This window comes from Parabacteroides hominis (assembly GCF_014287585.1).
Taxonomy (GTDB): domain Bacteria; phylum Bacteroidota; class Bacteroidia; order Bacteroidales; family Tannerellaceae; genus Parabacteroides; species Parabacteroides hominis.
On the sequence record NZ_JACOOJ010000005.1, the window covers coordinates 139,007 to 156,400 of the forward strand.

A 17,394-nucleotide genomic window follows, 5' to 3' on the forward strand; every position below is an offset into this window, starting at 1 on the left:
CATGAAAAAGTTATCTATAAAACTATATATTGTTTTCTACTGCACGATGATCGGTTTGGCGACCGGTTGCATCACTCCCTACGAACCCGACGTGGAATGGATCAACGACCTTTTGGTTGTGGAAGGCACGATTATCGCTCCTTACGGAACCACAATCCACATCAACCGGACAAACGAAGGGTCCAGTAGTTTCTATGACCCGAGCCTAACCGGCAAAAAAGCAATAGTCACCCTTATTTCCGATAAAGGCACAACAATTGCAACCGCAAAAAATACAACCGGAGGAACCTATACGCTAACAGACTCTATTTCGTTCAAACCAGGAGAAAAATATGCCATTCACTTCCTGTTGGATGGTAAAGAATATCAGTCCGATTTTGTGGAACCGCAGATCACACCGGAAATCGATGAAGTCAATTTCCAATATAAAGAACAGGAAGAAGTCAACATCAGGGTTTCGACCCATAACGATGCCCCGAACGGTTCGCCCTACTATCGCTGGACGTATAAAGAGGATTGGGAAATACGGTCGGAATATTTTGCTTCTTATGTTTGGGATGGTGAAATCGTAGAGCGCATTTCTCATGATAGCCCTAAAAACACATTCTATTGCTGGAAAAACAACTCTTCGATTAATTTCCTGTTGGGTAAAACAGAACAAATGAAAATAAATAAAATAAAAGATCACACATTAATAAATATACCCAGATACGACGATCGACTCTCTTATCTATATAGTGTTTTAGTCAGACAATATTCTTTAGATAAAGAGGCATTCGAATATTTTCGGAACCTGCAAAAAAACATTGATGAAGCGGGTGGATTATTTGCCCCTCAGCCAACAGAAATAAAAGGGAATATTACTTGCCTGACTAATCCTAAAGAAACTGTTATCGGATATATCAATGCTTCCACTGAAACCACATATCGTTTATTCTTCAATGCTTATAAATTAGCAGGGATGGGAGACGTGTATAATTGCAAAGAAACCGAATCTGTTTTATTAAAGGATATAGGAAATGCTTACGGAAAAGGATTGGCAATCTTAGATTTAATCGATGACCGAGGGGGAGAGCCCATATACAAATGCATAAATCGTCGCTGCGTCGACTGCCTGTCACGCGGAGGGACAAAAGACAAACCGGATTTCTGGCCGAACGATCACAAATAAAACTGTATCTTATGAAAACAATTTTATCAATCAAACTTCTATATTTCTTCTTTCTGTTTGCTCTGATAGGAGCAAGCAACGGATATGCCTCCTCCTACGGAGAACGGGTATATGTCCAAACTGACAAACAATTCTATCTATCAGGCGAATTACTCTGGTTAAAACTATATACCACAGATTCCGGCGGGAAATTAAGTTCTTTCAGCAAAGTAGGATATGTGGAATTGATGAATGATTCTATCCCGGAAATACAGATCCGGCTCGATTTGGCAAACGGAACCGGCAACGGCTGGATGGAATTGCCGGTTACATTGCCAACCGGTTATTACCGACTGGTCGCTTACACCCGGTACATGCAAAACGAAGGAGAAGATATATTCTTTGAAAAAAAGATTTCTGTCGTAAATCCTTATCAGCCTCAGGAAAACCGGACACAGCCCGTAACTGAAAATCATTCTTTCAAGCAGCCTAACCGGATAAAATCGAACCATATCATAACGGTATCGACAGACAAGGCTTCATATCAAGCAAGGGATAAAGGGGTTATCCGTATCCAAGGATTACCCACCGATTCCATCTCCCTTTCTGTTTCTGTTGCCGGTACAGACCCGATACAGACAACGGCTCCATCGATCCGGGAATGGAAAGAAAGCCTATTTTCAAAAGGCATGGCAAGTTTCACCACAAAAATTATTCCGGAATATGAAGGCCCCATCTATGAAGGACAGCTCATAGACCGAAGTAATAATCAGCCGGCTACGGAATACGGCATCGTCGGGCTGCTTTCTTTTCCGGGAGAAAATATCCAAGTATTCAACGGGAAAACCGATAAAAACGGACATATCACTTTTTACACGGGCTTGACACATGGGAAAAAGGAGATGGCTACGGTTGCGTTGAATACATCCGGGAAGTCATACCGGATCGATTTACAATCTCCATTTGCCCGGCATCGATCCAAAACATTCCCGTCTATCTATCTCGATTCCACTTGGCATCAATATCTTTTGCAAAGAAGTATGGGAGTACAAGTCATGCAGGTCTATACCGGTGATTCCATCAACCGGATAGAAAGTGCCAGTCCCCACACGTTTTCCAAGCCCTACAAATCTTACATCCTGGATGAATATACCCGTTTTCCTTTTATTGAAGAGATATTGACGGAATTCATTCCCATTGCCAGAGTCAGTAAAAAGGATGGCAAGCGGACCTTCTCTGTTCTAACGGAAAAAATGGATAAGTTCTCTACACAAACGCTTGTTTTGTTCGACAACATACCAATCACAGACCAAGAACAGATATACAGCTATAACCCGTTATTGCTAAAAAAAATAGATGTCTATTTAGGACACTATATTTTCGGCGGGCAACGATTTGACGGTATCTTATCTTTTTCGACATATAAAGGAGATTACCAGGGGATAAAGTTGGATCCGGCAACTCAATTGTTCGACAAAGGAAGCACACAGGCCACTCGTTATTTTTATACACCCGTATATGAAGAAGAGCAGGTTAAAACATCAGGCAAACCGGATTTCCGACATACCCTACTCTGGATTCCCACTTTACAAAATAAAGGGCAGGAAGAAATGACAATTCCATTTTACACCTCCGATCTACCTGGTGAATATACGATTACAGTCGAAGGAATCGGAAGAAACGGAACGATTGTAAATGCGACTTATACGATAAATGTAACAAATTAATATAGTAAATTTATTGTACTTATTACAACATTTTGTAACTTTGGGCAATATCTCAATTCATTGAATTGCTAATTTAATAATATCATGAAGAACAGAAAATTAAGAATGGGAATGGTTGGCGGAGGTAGCGACGCCTTTATCGGGGCGATTCATCGTCGCGCAGCCTTTATGGACAACCAGATCGAATTAGTTTGCGGATGTTTCAGCGTAGACCCTGAGATATCCAAAAGTTCCGGTTTATCTTACTTCTTGCCGGAAGACCGGATTTACAGCACTTACCAGGAAATGTTCGAACACGAAATGACCTTGCCGGAAGGAGAAAGGATGGATTTTGTCACGATCGTGACTCCCAACCGCTGGCATTTCGAACCGGCAATGATGGCACTCGAAAGAGGTTTCCATGTAGTCGTGGATAAACCGATGACATTCTCGCTGGAAGAAGCCAAACTCTTACAGAAAAAAGTGGAAGAAACCGGGCTTGTGCTGGCTCTGACACATGTATACTCGGCCTATCCGGCTGTAAAAGAGGCAAAAGCCCGTATCGCAAAAGGCGAACTCGGAAAATTGCGCCGCGTTTATGTGGAATATACGCAAGGATGGCTTTCCGAACGTATCGAATTGTTGGGAGGCAATAATGCCGGATGGCGCACGGATCCGAAACGTTCCGGCAAAGCTGGTTGCGTTGGAGATATCGGAACACATGCCTGGCATCTGAGTGAATACATTACCGGACTGAAAGTAAAAGAACTTTGCGCAGACCTGAAAGCATTCGTTCCCGGACGTCCGATCGATGATGACGGGGCAGCATTCCTCCGATACGAAAACGATGTGACAGGCGTTCTGACTGCAACCCAGATCGGGACCGGCGAGGCTAATAATATCCGCATCCGTATATATGGCGAAAATGCCGGACTGGAATGGCGGCAAATGGAGCCGAACACCCTGACTATCAAATGGAGAGATCGTCCGACTGAAATACTGAATATTGGCAACAATGGTTATCTGACTCCTGAAGCCCTGTGGAATACCCGAACTCCGGCAGGACATCCGGAAGGTTTTATCGAAGCTTTTGCCAATATCTATCGCAATTTCTCACTCACCGTAAGAGCTATCAAAAACGGCGAAACGCCCAGCGGAGATTGCTTGGATTTCCCGACCGTTTACGATGGCGTAAGAGGCATGCAATTCATTGAAACAATGGTTGAAGCCGGATATAACGATAATGTAAAATGGCAAAAATGGATTGATTGAAATCCTGAAAACCGTAAATAAATAACATCTTATGAAACTAAACGTACTTACTTGCTGCCTGTCCCTGCTTGGGACGGTAGCTTTCGCTCAAAAAAACGAGTGGAGAGACCCTAATGTAAACGAGATCAACAGGGCTCCTATGCACACCAACTATTTCGCGTTCAAAAACGAAAACAGTGCATTGAAAGGATGTAAGGAATCATCCGAGAATTTCATGACCTTGAACGGCAACTGGAAATTCTTCTGGGTAAAAAACGCGGATATGCGCCCGACAGATTTTTATCAGGTGAATTTCAATGATAAAGGATGGGATGATTTGAAAGTGCCCGGCTTGTGGGAGTTGAATGGTTATGGCGATCCGATCTATGTAAATGTAGGATATCCCTGGAGAAGCCAGTTTAAAAACAACCCGCCTGAAGTACCTACGGAAAACAACCACGTTGGTTCTTACCGTAAAGAAATCACGGTCCCGGCAGACTGGAAAGGGAAAGAAATCTTTGCTCATTTCGGCTCTGTCACGTCAAACATGTATCTATGGGTAAACGGACAGTTTGTAGGCTATAGCGAAGACAGCAAATTGGAAGCCGAATTCAACTTGACCAAATACCTGAAACCGGGAAAGAACCTGATCGCATTCCAGGTATTCCGTTGGTGCGACGGGACTTATTTAGAAGACCAGGACTTCCTTCGTCTCTCCGGCGTAGGTCGCGACTGCTACTTGTATGCCCGTACTCCGAAATACATTCAGGACATCCGCGTAACCCCGGATCTGGATGCGCAGTATAAAGATGCCACATTAAATGTTTCACTGAACCTGAAAGGTAGCGGAACTGTCGATCTGAAGCTATTGGACAAGACGGGCAAGGAAGTTGCCACTTCGTCAGTCAAAGGTTCCGGCAAAATCGCCACCGATATGGCAGTAAGCAATCCTGAGAAATGGACTGCCGAAACTCCGGTTCTGTACACTTTGATCGCAACACTGAAAGATGGAAACAACACCGCCGAAGTTATTCCGGTAAAAGTCGGTTTCCGCAAGATCGAATTAAAAAATGCTCAGATATTGGTAAACGGTCAACCGGTCTTGTTCAAGGGAGCAGACCGTCACGAAATGGATCCGGACGGAGGTTACATCGTATCGCCGGAACGTATGATTCAGGATATCAAAGTCATGAAGGAATACAACCTGAATGCAGTCCGCACCTGCCATTATCCTGACAATAATTTATGGTATGACCTTTGCGACAAATATGGTATTTATGTCGTTGCCGAAGCAAATATTGAATCGCATGGCATGGGCTATGGCGACAAGACGCTGGCCAAAAACCCACTTTTCGCTAAAGCACATCTGGAACGCAACCAACGCAACGTACAACGCGGATACAACCATCCGTCCATTATTTTCTGGTCATTAGGCAATGAGGCCGGCATGGGTCCTAACTTCGAGGCTTGTTATACCTGGATTAAGAATGAAGACAAATCACGTGCCGTACAATACGAACAGGCACGGACGAGCGAATTTACCGATATTTATTGCCCGATGTACCGCGACTATAAAGGGAGTGAAGAATATTGCAAGGGAGATATCGACAAACCGCTTATCCAATGTGAATATGCGCATGCAATGGGCAACTCTCAAGGAGGATTCAAAGAATACTGGGATCTGGTCCGCAAATATCCGAAATATCAGGGTGGCTTTATCTGGGACTTCGTTGATCAGTCCCTGCGTTGGAAGACAAAAGATGGTGTTTCTTTCTATGCTTATGGCGGCGACTGGAACAAATATGACGCTTCCGACAACAACTTTATGGACAACGGCTTGATAAGCCCGGACCGCAAACCGAATCCTCACATGCACGAAGTCGGACATATCTACCAGTCTATCTGGGTCACTCCTTCCGACCTGGCTAATGGTGTCGTAAACGTATACAATGAAAACTTCTTCCGCAATCTGGACGGGTACTACGCTGAATGGGAATTACTGGCAAACGGCGAAGTCGTCCAGACAGGCATGATCAAGGACCTGGAAGTTGCTCCACAGCAGACCAAGTCGATAAAATTGAATTACAACACAGACGATATCTGCAAATGTAAAGAGCTACTGCTGAACATAGCCTTCAAGCTGAAAAAAGCAGAGACATTATTGCCTGCCGGTTATACCGTAGCAAAAAACCAACTGACGATCCGTCCGTATAATGCACCGAAACTGGATTTGCAGAACGAACAGCAGGTAAATGTTGCGACTGTCGTTCCGGTCGTCAAAGATAATGATATCAATTATCTGATCGTTGAAGGCGAAAACTTCCGCTTGGACTTTGATAAACATGACGGATTCTTGTGCAGATACGACGTAAACGGCACGACGATGCTGAAAGAAGACGGTAAATTGACTCCTAACTTCTGGCGTGCTCCGACCGACAATGATATGGGCGCCAACCTGCAGAATAAATATGCCGCCTGGAAACAACCTGGGTTGAAACTGGTTTCTTTGACAAACAAAATCGAAAACGACATGGCAACCGTCAACGCCGAATATACGATGGATGCGGTAAAAGCCAAACTGTACCTGACCTATACGATTAATAATGAAGGGGCAGTAAAAGTTACACAGAAAATGGTAGCCGACAAATCGGCTGAAGTTTCCGATATGTTCCGCTTCGGTATGCAGATGCAGATGCCTAAATGCTTGGATCAGATCAACTACTACGGTAGAGGCCCGATTGAAAACTATTCCGACCGCAACAACGTTACCGACCTGGGTAATTACAGACAGACTGTAGAAGAACAGTTCTACTCTTATATCCGCCCGCAGGAAACAGGAACTAAAACGGATATCCGCTGGTGGAAACAGACCAACAAGGGAGGTAATGGACTTATGTTTATTTCGGAAGCTCCGTTCTCGGCTTCTGCCTTGAATTATTCGATCGAATCACTTGACGATGGAGTACGGAAAGACCAAAGACATTCCGAACTTGTACCACAAGTAAACTACACCAATATGTGTATTGACAAGGTACAAATGGGATTGGGTTGCGTCAACAGCTGGGGAGCGCTTCCACTGGAACAATACCGTATCCATTACGGAGATTATGAATTCTCTTTCATCATGAAACCGATTCAATCTAATTTATAAACAGCAATAATGAAGAAACCTGTCCCTGCATTTCTATTTAAGAAGCGGGGACAAGTTTCTCTTTTTACAAAAATTGGTAAAAAAGCATAATCACTATGCATATTTCGTTAAATAGCTGGTGCAAACTTTTATTTTATGTAGAAAAAGACTACTTTTATTGCCGATTTTTAAATCTAATTCAAGACTAATTGTAAAATCGTTTACCATAGAAACAAATGGCTACTAACAACAATTCTAATCGCTATCCTTCCGAAAAAAAAAGGAGATTTTTCAAAGGAAAAACCTTCATTCTTTTGGTCGGGTTACTTCTCGGTGCAGGCATCATGGTTGCCGTATACAAAACATCTGTTTACTTCTCCTCCGATGAATCCTGTATGATGTGCCATGTTCATCCGCATGTAGAAGACAGCTGGAAACTCTCCAAACACGTAAATAACGGGAGCGGCGTTAAAACACATTGTGTGGCTTGTCACCTTCCGCCCCAAAGCGACACATGGAATCATTATACGGCTAAAGCCAAATTGGGATTGAAAGACGTATGGTCCTTCATGACAAAAGACAGTGCGGATTTCGACTGGAACACCAAGTCGGAACTGGAACATGCCGTTAAATATATTCCGAACGAATCCTGTAAAGAATGTCATCAGAACCTGTTTCCGGAAGGGATTAACCAGGATGGAATCACTGCTCACCTTTATTATGACGAAAACGAAAAGAAATTGGATTTGCAGTGTATCAGTTGTCACCTCGACGCCGGACACTATAATCCGAACTATACACATGGCAAACTGGCCGGTATCCCCGGAGCAAATACAACTGCAGCAATAGATACCAGCTTGTACTTCAAAACAGCAACACCTGTTACCTCTTTCACCGATTATACTGAACAAATTCCCGGAACTCCGGTATCCTTCAATATGATTGCCATACCGGGCGGAACGTTCAAAATGGGTAGTACGAGCAAAGAAGCATTCCATAAGGAAGACGAAGCACCGGTACGCAATGTAACGGTTAACCCGTTCTTCATGGCAGAAGTGGAAGTTACCTGGGATCAGTATTGGGCTTTCTACGGACAGACAATGAGTGAAGGGCGTATGCTGCCGGAAACAGTTTATGCAAACAATAGCAGTGATCCGGAAGTAGATGCGATCTCCGGTCCGACTCCTCCGTTCGGATTCCCGGACCAAGGCTGGGGAACCGGCGATCGTCCGGCTATCACAATGACACATTATGCGGCCGAAACATTCTGTCAGTGGTTGTCAAAGAAAACAGGAAAGAAATATCGCCTGCCGACAGAAGCAGAATGGGAATATGCTGCTCGCGGAGGAACGGAAACACCTTACTTCTTTACCGGTAATCCGAAGGACTTCTCCGATCAGGGATTCTGGCGTAAGTTCTTCGATGCAAAAACAGACAGCATCAGTTCATTTGTAATATATGCGAAGAATAGCAAGAACCGGACACAGGAGCCAAGCGAGGTACAAGCAAATCCGTTCGGTTTGAAAAATATGTTAGGAAATGTAATGGAATATTGCGCAGACAAATATGATCCGCAGGCTTATGCCAAAAGCGGTGAAAGCGTTACAAACCCATTGGTTACGGAAGGCGAAGAGTGGGTGGTACGTGGAGGTAATTACACATCGGATGCGGCAGATGTACGTACTGCAGCACGCGACTACACCAAACATGATGCATGGTTGAAGACAGACCCGCAACAGCCGAAAAGTATCTGGTGGTATTCAGATATCCGAGGTATCGGTTTCCGCGTAGTTTGTGAACCGGATCCGGCAATAGGAGCGAATTAAGTATAATATATTAATACCTAAAATTACTATATCATGAAGAAAGAAAACAGTATTAGCAGAAGATCTTTTTTGAAAAGTACGGCTATGGCCGGTGCACTGGGTGCAATCGGTACAGGTAGTGCAAGTGTATTAACATCATGTGCAGGTGGTGGAGCAGAAGGCTCTGCAGCCAACAAACCGCTGAAAGAACCCGGAACATACTATATTCCCGAATTGCCAGACCTGGCTACAGACGGCAAAGAACTGAAAGCTGGTGTTATCGGTTGCGGTGGACGTGGTTCAGGTGCAGCTTTCAACTTCCTGAATGCAGCTAATGGCGTTACGATCGTAGCTCTGGGAGATACATTCCAGGAACGTGTAGATTCATTAGCAGACAAATTGAAATCAGAGAAAAACATTGATATACCGGCAGACAAACGTTTCGTTGGCCTGGATGCTTATCAGAAAGTCATCGATAGCGGTGTAGATGTTGTCATCATTGCAACTCCTCCTGTATTCCGTCCGCTTCATTTCCAATATGCAACAGAAAAAGGCAAACATTCATTCCTGGAAAAACCGATTTGTGTTGACCCTGTTGGTTATCGTACCATTATGGCTACCGCAAAACAGGCACAAGCTAAGAACTTATGTGTATTAACAGGTACACAGCGCCATCACCAGCGTAACTACGTTGAATCTTACAAAAAGATCATGGAAGGCGCTATCGGTGAAATCACAGGTGGTGTAGTTTATTGGAATGGCGGTAAGCTATGGCATCGTGACCGTCAACCGGGTTGGAACGATTGTGAAGCGATGATTAAAGACTGGGTGAACTGGAAATGGTTATCAGGCGACCATATCGTAGAACAGCACGTACATAATATTGATGTATTTACATGGTTCAGCGGATTGAAACCGGTTAGCGCAGTAGGTTTCGGTTCTCGTCAGCGTCGCGTTACCGGCGATCAATATGATAATTTCAGTATTGACTTTACGATGGATAATGGCATCCACCTGCATAGCATGTGTCGCCAGATCGACGGTTGTGTAAACAACGTAAGTGAATTTATCCAGGGTTCTAAAGGCTCATGGTCTACAGCTAACGGCGAAACAGTAATCAAAGATAACGCTGGCAATGTTATCTGGAAATTCGACAAAGAAGCAGAAAAAGCAGCACATTCACAGACTGACCCGTACACATTGGAACATGTAAACTGGATCAACTGTATTCGTGGCGGCAAACCGCTGGAACAGGCTTCGGAAACTGCTATTGCCAATATGGCAGCAATCATGGGACGTGAATCAGCTTACACCGGTCTGGAAACGACATGGGACGCTATGACAGCATCTCCAATGGATTATACTCCGAAAGACCTGAATCTGGGTAAGATGGATATGAGCGGCTTCACTGTTGCTATCCCAGGAAAAGCCTACGAACCCAAGAAGAAATAATATATGGCACTGAACAGAAGAAACTTTTTAAGAACGACTCTGGCAGGTGCGGCTGTTGCAGCCAGTAGTTCAGCCTTTGCTGCTTGTGGCGGCAAGGCTGCTTCTGCAGAAGGTTGCCCGGCTGAAAAGGGATCATGCCCCAACAGCAAAGCCGAGTTGAAGATATCTTTCCAGGAAGGAACCGCTCCGGGGGCCAACCTCAACGAAAAGTTTGACTACATGGAAAAACTGGGCGTTGTCGGTTTCGAACCGGGTGGCCGTAACCTGAAAGACCGCGTAAAAGAGATCAAGGATGCCTTGAACGGACGCAACATAAAAGTGAGTGCTATCTGTGCTGGTTTCCAAGGATTCATTCTCTCTACTGATCCGGCTATCCGCAAGCAGTGCATGGATACAATGAAAGAGATCATTGCTCCGGCCGGTGAACTGGGTTCTACGGGCGTGATTATCGTTCCGGCATTCAATGCACAGAAACCGGTAATGCCACATACGCAGGAAACACGTGACTTCTTGTGCGAACAGTTTAACGAAATGGGTAACTTCGCAAAAGAGCACGGAACTACTGTTATCTTTGAGCCGCTTAACAGAAAAGAAGCATTTTACCTCCGTCAGGTAGCGGATGCAGCTTCTATCTGCCGCGACATCAACAATCCGGGAGTTCGTTGCATGGGTGACTTCTGGCACATGACATGGGAAGAAACGTCCGACATGGGAGCTTTCCTTTCTGCAGGCGAATATCTGCAACATGTTCACGTAGCCAGCCGTAAACGCCGCAGCATGCCGGGTGAAGACGGAGAAGCCGATAACTATATAAACGGTTTCAAAGGCCTGAAGATGCTTGGTTATGATAAATATGTAAGTTTCGAATGCGGATGCCAGGGAGACCGGAATGTCTTGGTTCCTGCCGCAGTTGAATTATTACGCAAACAATGGGAAGAAGCATAAAATATGCCATTAGTATATCCTAATATGCAAATGAGTGAGGTGGTGGAAGAACACCCCTCACTCATTCCTGTTATCAACCGGTTTGGAATACGCCTGGGATTGGGCGACAAATCGGTCAAAACCATTTGTGAAGAATATAAGTTGGATACAGATTTCCTGCTAACAGTGATCAATACGTTTCTCAATGAGGAGTATTTTCCTGAAAAGAAGTTACAGACTTTCCATACTTCGCAGATTATCGATTACCTGACTAAGACCAACCAATACTACCAGCGTTACCAGATTCCAAATATAGAAAGACATCTCGGCTCATTTATTTCCATGAGTACACCGGGGAATAATACGCTTAACCTGATCGGTAAATTCTTTTCTTCTTTCAAAGAAGAGTTGACTTCGCGTATAGAGAAAGATGATCAGATCTGGTTCCCTTACTGCCTGTCGTTAAGCGAAAAACTGAAAGACTATCAATCGGCCGGACAAATAGAGGCTCTCCATCTGGGCTCCGAACAACGACTGGAAGACCCGATAGAAGCCCTGTTAGCAGATTTGAAAAGCATCATGATCAAGCATCTTTCCGGCGACTATAACGAGAATTTATGTTATGCCGTTATATTTGCGATCAGCAGTCTGGAAAAAGATATCAAACAACACAACCGCATCCGTTACCGGATATTGACACCTATGGTTTCGGCTATGGAAAAGTTGTGTATTTAATTATAACCGGATGCATCGTAACAAGCAAATAGCGATTATATTACCCGACACGTTACAGAGCATCGGTTTGCAAAGTATGCTGACCGACTATTTCCCGCCGGTAGTAATCAGTCATTATCCGACATTCGAGGCATTATCGACTTCCGGCAACGATACGTTCGATTACTATTTTACAAATGCCGCATTATTTGTACTTTATGCAGACTTTTTCCTTCCCCGCCGCAGTAAAACAATGGTTCTGATCGACGGGGCCGAAGGTGAAGGAGGGCTATCGGCAACCAACCATATCACGATAAAAGCCTCACAAGAAATCATCATCGAACAGTTGGAACAACTCTTTGCGGGAGACGGCAGTAGTACCTCCAATGAAAACAACAAAGAACTGTCCACCCGTGAAACGGATGTCCTCCAACTAATCGTCAAAGGCAGTACCAATAAAGAAATTGCAGACAAGTTGAACATCAGCCTTAACACTGTCCTCAGCCACCGCAAGAACATCACCGCCAAGCTCGGTATTAAAACCGTTTCGGGACTTACCTTCTATGCCATTATGAACGGCATTATTTCAGGCGACGACATCGAGCTTTAAAATCACTACATATAGTGATTGACTCCCATTCATCTTTACCGTTTCTTTGCAATCGTAAAATACTAATAGTTTACAATTAATACGATGAATCAACGCTATCCGTACGTCCTTGTTGCAGGATTGCTTATATGCCTGCATTCTGTTAAAGCCGAAAGAGTGAATGAAAATGTGAACGACACGATCAGGACCTATAATATAGGCGAGGTGATCGTCACTTCTTCCACAAAGGAAACGAACGACCTTCGTATGCTTCCGGGAGCCGTTTCCATCCTCTCGCCCCAAGCGATAGCAGCCAGGCAGATAGACGCCCTCAAGGATATCAGCGCATTCGTCCCCAACCTGTATATGCCGGACTACGGTTCAAAGATGACTTCCGCCATTTATATACGTGGAATCGGAGCACGTAGCAGCGGGCAATCCATCGGACTCTATGTCGATAACGTCCCCTACCTGGATAAAAGCGCTTTCGATTTCGAGCTGAACGACATCCAGCGCATCGAGGTTTTGCGAGGCCCGCAGGGAACCCTCTACGGACGTAATGCGATGGGAGGCATCGTCAACATCTACACCCTCTCCCCCTTCAATTACCAGGGGACCAAAATCACGATGTCGATGGGGAATTACGGGGCGGCAAAGGCCAAAGTGTCCCAATACAGCAAGATCGGAGAAAACGTCGGGATCTCGCTAAGCGGGTATTACGACCGGAACGACGGCTTTTTCATCAACGAATATAACGGCACAAAGGCAGATAAGGAGGAATCGGCAGGCGGTCGTTTCAAGCTGGACTGGCATATCACGGACCATTTGAAAGCGCAATACGCATTCAACTATGACTATGTTACCCAAAAAGCCTTCCCTTACGGCAGGTACGACCCGCAAACCGGAACCGTAGAGCCGATCCGCATCAACGATCCGAGTTCCTACTGGCGCCGTACGCTGAACAACAGCTTGTACCTGGAATGGAAAACGGACCGCTTCATCCTCTCCTCCACCACGGCTTACCAGTATTTGAAAGACGATATGAAGATGGACCAGGACTACACGGAACTGTCTGTTTTCACCCTCCACCAAAAGCAGAAACAATATGCCTGGAGCGAAGAACTGGCGATCAAATCCAACACGAAAAGCAATTACCAATGGAGCTTCGGCGCTTACGGTTTCTATAACAGCCTGAATACGGACGGTCCCGTGATCTTCAAGAAAGACGGTCTGACAGGCATTTTGCAGAAAGCGTTCGACGACATACTGGCAAATAACCCGAAAGCACCGAAACTGACCGTCCAGGGAGACGAGCTTAACCAGATCTATTTCCCCGGAAACTTCGACACGCCGACTCACGGCTTTGCCGCTTTCCATCAATCGACCTACAATAACCTTTTTGTCGAGGGCCTTTCCATCACCGCCGGCATCCGTCTGGACTACGAGAAGGCCAGCCTGGACTATCACTCGGCTGTAGACAGCATGAAGATAGGCGCACAGATGGGACCGATAAAGATGACGCTCCCGGTCACGACGACTATGGACGGCAAGATCTCACAAGATTTCCTGCAGGTCTTGCCGAAGGTTTCGCTCCGTTACCAGTGCACACCCGAAACATTCACATATGTCTCGGTCGCCAAAGGGTACAAGACAGGAGGATATAACGTGCAGATGTTCGGCGACCTCGTCCAGGCGCAGGCAAAATACGAATTAATGTCGAAGTTCGCACCCGACAAAGCCGAGCAGCCGGAAGAGGTAAAAAACGTCGCTTCCTACAAACCGGAACACAGTTGGAATTACGAAGCCGGCATCCGCAGCGAATTGATCCAAGGCAGGCTGAGCGCGGAACTGACACTCTTCTACATGGACATCCGCGACATCCAGTTGACCAGCTTTGCCGAAAACGGCAGCGGGCGCCTGATCACCAACGGAGGAAAGGCGAATAGCTACGGCGTGGAACTGAGCCTGCGCGGCCGGATCATGGACGGACTTACGGCTGACCTCAACTACGGGTTTACCCGCGCCACTTTCCGCGATTACATCTTCACGGACAAAGACGAGAACAGCCAGATCGTGGAAACGGACTGCAAGGATAATTTCATTCCTTACACGCCTCGCCACACCGTCAGCTTAGGATTGCAGTACACGAAGCTGTTCCATCGGAAAATGATCGACCAGTTTATCGCATCCGCCCAGTTCACCGGGGCCGGCAAGATTTTCTGGACGGAGAAGAACGACATCAGCCAGCCGTTCTACGGCCTGCTCAATGCCAAAGTGGGCGTCCGTAAGGGGATCGTCAACATGAACCTGTGGAGCCGCAACATAACGAACACAAACTATCAGGCGTTCTATTTCGAATCGTTCAACCAGTCATTCATCCAGAAAGGCAAACCTTTCCAGATCGGAGGCGAAATCACCGTTACATTTTAATACATGAGACCATTATATTACCTCCCGATACTACTCTGCCTGACATACACGGCAAGAGGGGAAGAGATCGAAAAAGACACGTCGAAGATCCGCAACGTCGAACTGAACGAAGTGGTGGTGCAGTCGTTCAAGCAACAGCGGGACCTCCGGCTGGAACCCCTGTCGGCCTCAGCCGTGACAGGAACGGCGATCCAGAACCGGAATATCACGGGGATCAAAGAATTCAGTTCCTTTATTCCGAACCTTTTCATGCCGGATTACGGATCGAAGCTGACCTCTCCGGTTTATATCCGCGGGATCGGGTCGAAAATCAATTCACCCTCGGTCGGGCTGTATGTGGACGGCATCCCCTATTTTGAAAAATCGGCTTTCGATTTTGACTTCAACGAGGTGGACAGGATCGAGGTTTTGCGCGGTCCGCAGGGAACGCTCTACGGCCGTAACACGATGGGCGGCATCATCAATGTTTATACGAAATCGCCTCTGAAATATGAAGGGATGAACATCCGGCTCTCCAACGGCAACTACGGCAACCGCAACTATGCCCTCTCCCACTATAAAAAGATCGGCGAAAAGTTCGGATATGCCATCTCCGGCGACTTCCAGAACAGCGACGGCTATTTCACCAATCTGTTTACGGATAAGAAAGCGGACGATATGAAGTCAGGCTCCGCCCGCATCCGCCTGGAGTGGAAACCGGGAAAGAACCTTTCCCTCGGACTGATGAGTTCGTTCGACCGTTCGAACCAGGGCGGCTATCCCTATGCCGTCTGCGATTCGGCCACGCACAAGCCGGGCGAGGTCAACTACAACGACTACAGTTTCTATAAACGGACGCTTTCGACGACCGGGTTCTCCGCCGACTACCAGGGGAATGGCTACAGCATCAACAGCCGGACCGCCTTCCAATATATTTCGGACCATCAAGGGATCGATCAGGACTTCTCCCCCCAAAGCATCTACTTTGCCCGCCAGGATATGAAGCAGAGGATGTTTTCCGAAGAAGTGAACATCAAATCGACTACCTCCGGACGCTACAAATGGCTGTTCGGCGCTTTCGGTTTCTGGCAGGGGGTCGACAATACCGTCATCCTCGATTATCTTGCGAAAGCCTACACGACGCGCAAACTGTACGACATCCCGACCTACGGCGTCGCCTTCTACCACCAGTCCACCGTGGACAACCTGCTGACACGCGGCCTGTCGCTGACCTTCGGCATCCGGTACGACTACGAGCATGCCTCCAACGATTTCCTTTTCTATAAGGAAACAGGCGGCAGCAGCGAGCAGATGGACGCTTTCGACAGCCGGCTCAAGTTCAGCCAGGTCACGCCGAAGATCGCCCTGCAATATATGTTCCCCTCTACCGGCATGCTCTACGCCACCGTGACGAAGGGATATAAGACAGGCGGCTTCAACACCTCCTTCGATCGCGAGGAAGACCGCACGTTCCGCCCTGAAACCAGTTGGAACTACGAGTTGGGAGCCAAGCACCCGTTTCTCGACAACCGCCTGAACGCCGAGTTCTGCTTTTTCTGGATCGACTGGAAGAACCAGCAGATTTACCAGATGCTCGCCACCCAGAACGGACAGTTCCTGCGCAACGCCGGGCACAGCGAGAGCAAAGGCGTCGAGGTCAGCCTGCAAGGAAATCCGGTCAACGGGCTGATGGTGCAGGTGAACTACGGCTTTACGCATGCCACTTTCAAAGATTACAAGGACGAACGGCGAGGCATCGACTACAGCGGCAATTTCCTGCCGATGGTCCCGCGCCACACCTTTGCCGTCGGAGCCGATTATACGATCCCGAACCCTTGCCGCCACATCGATCGCTTCACGATCAGCGCTAACTACACCGGGACAGGACGCATCCAATGGAAAGAAGACAACAAAGTTTCGCAACCTTACTACGGACTGTTGAATGCAAAAGTGTCTGCAACAAAAGAATTTATTACCTTTGCAATCTGGGCGAAAAATATGACCGGGGCAGACTATTCGGCTTTCTATTTCGAGACAGGCGGAAAGGGCCTGGCACAAAAAGGACGGCCGTTCACGATCGGAGGAAACGTACTGCTGAGTTTTTGAAATAACAAACTCCGACAAAACGGCCAAAATTTTTTTTTGGACACTTTGTCGGACGTCAAAACGTTCATTTTTTTCCCTCGGCACTTTGTCGGACGCGAAGAGGCCAAAAAATATTTTTGAAGGCTTTGCCGGACGACAAAACGTCCAATTTTATTTTT

General features: G+C 46.4%; 11 protein-coding genes. All 11 read left to right on the forward strand.

Going from position 1 to position 17,394, the window contains the following annotated elements:
* Position 1 precedes the first annotated feature (1 nt).
* A complete protein-coding gene (locus H8S65_RS04535; RefSeq protein WP_186928827.1) occupies positions 2–1,171 on the forward strand; it encodes a DUF4249 domain-containing protein in 1,170 nt (389 codons plus the stop codon).
* A gap of 11 nt (positions 1,172–1,182) precedes the next feature.
* On the forward strand, positions 1,183–2,877 hold the full coding sequence (locus H8S65_RS04540; RefSeq protein ID WP_186928828.1) for a hypothetical protein: 1,695 nt from the start codon (positions 1,183–1,185) through the stop codon (positions 2,875–2,877).
* A gap of 84 nt (positions 2,878–2,961) precedes the next feature.
* On the forward strand, positions 2,962–4,128 hold the full coding sequence (locus H8S65_RS04545; protein ID WP_186928829.1) for a Gfo/Idh/MocA family protein: 1,167 nt from the start codon (positions 2,962–2,964) through the stop codon (positions 4,126–4,128).
* Between the two features lie 31 nt (positions 4,129–4,159).
* On the forward strand, positions 4,160–7,258 hold the full coding sequence (gene lacZ, locus H8S65_RS04550) for a beta-galactosidase, LacZ type (RefSeq protein WP_186928830.1): 3,099 nt from the start codon (positions 4,160–4,162) through the stop codon (positions 7,256–7,258).
* Positions 7,259–7,473: 215 nt separating this feature from the next.
* A complete protein-coding gene (locus H8S65_RS04555) occupies positions 7,474–9,063 on the forward strand; it encodes an SUMF1/EgtB/PvdO family nonheme iron enzyme (protein ID WP_186928831.1) in 1,590 nt (529 codons plus the stop codon).
* A gap of 33 nt (positions 9,064–9,096) precedes the next feature.
* Positions 9,097–10,494 carry a Gfo/Idh/MocA family oxidoreductase gene (locus H8S65_RS04560; protein WP_186928832.1) on the forward strand — a complete coding sequence of 466 codons (1,398 nt, stop codon included), beginning with the start codon at positions 9,097–9,099 and terminating at the stop codon, positions 10,492–10,494.
* 3 nt (positions 10,495–10,497) lie between these two features.
* Complete coding sequence (locus H8S65_RS04565) at positions 10,498–11,439, forward strand: sugar phosphate isomerase/epimerase family protein (RefSeq protein WP_186928833.1); 942 nt, start codon at positions 10,498–10,500, stop codon at positions 11,437–11,439.
* A 24-nt stretch (positions 11,440–11,463) separates the two neighbouring features.
* On the forward strand, positions 11,464–12,153 hold the full coding sequence (locus H8S65_RS04570; protein ID WP_186928882.1) for a helix-turn-helix transcriptional regulator: 690 nt from the start codon (positions 11,464–11,466) through the stop codon (positions 12,151–12,153).
* Positions 12,154–12,163: 10 nt separating this feature from the next.
* A complete protein-coding gene (locus H8S65_RS04575; protein WP_186928834.1) occupies positions 12,164–12,742 on the forward strand; it encodes a LuxR C-terminal-related transcriptional regulator in 579 nt (192 codons plus the stop codon).
* 84 nt (positions 12,743–12,826) lie between these two features.
* Positions 12,827–15,151 carry a TonB-dependent receptor gene (locus H8S65_RS04580; RefSeq protein ID WP_186928835.1) on the forward strand — a complete coding sequence of 775 codons (2,325 nt, stop codon included), beginning with the start codon at positions 12,827–12,829 and terminating at the stop codon, positions 15,149–15,151.
* A gap of 3 nt (positions 15,152–15,154) precedes the next feature.
* A complete protein-coding gene (locus tag H8S65_RS04585) occupies positions 15,155–17,236 on the forward strand; it encodes a TonB-dependent receptor (RefSeq protein WP_186928836.1) in 2,082 nt (693 codons plus the stop codon).
* Positions 17,237–17,394: the final 158 nt, after the last annotated feature.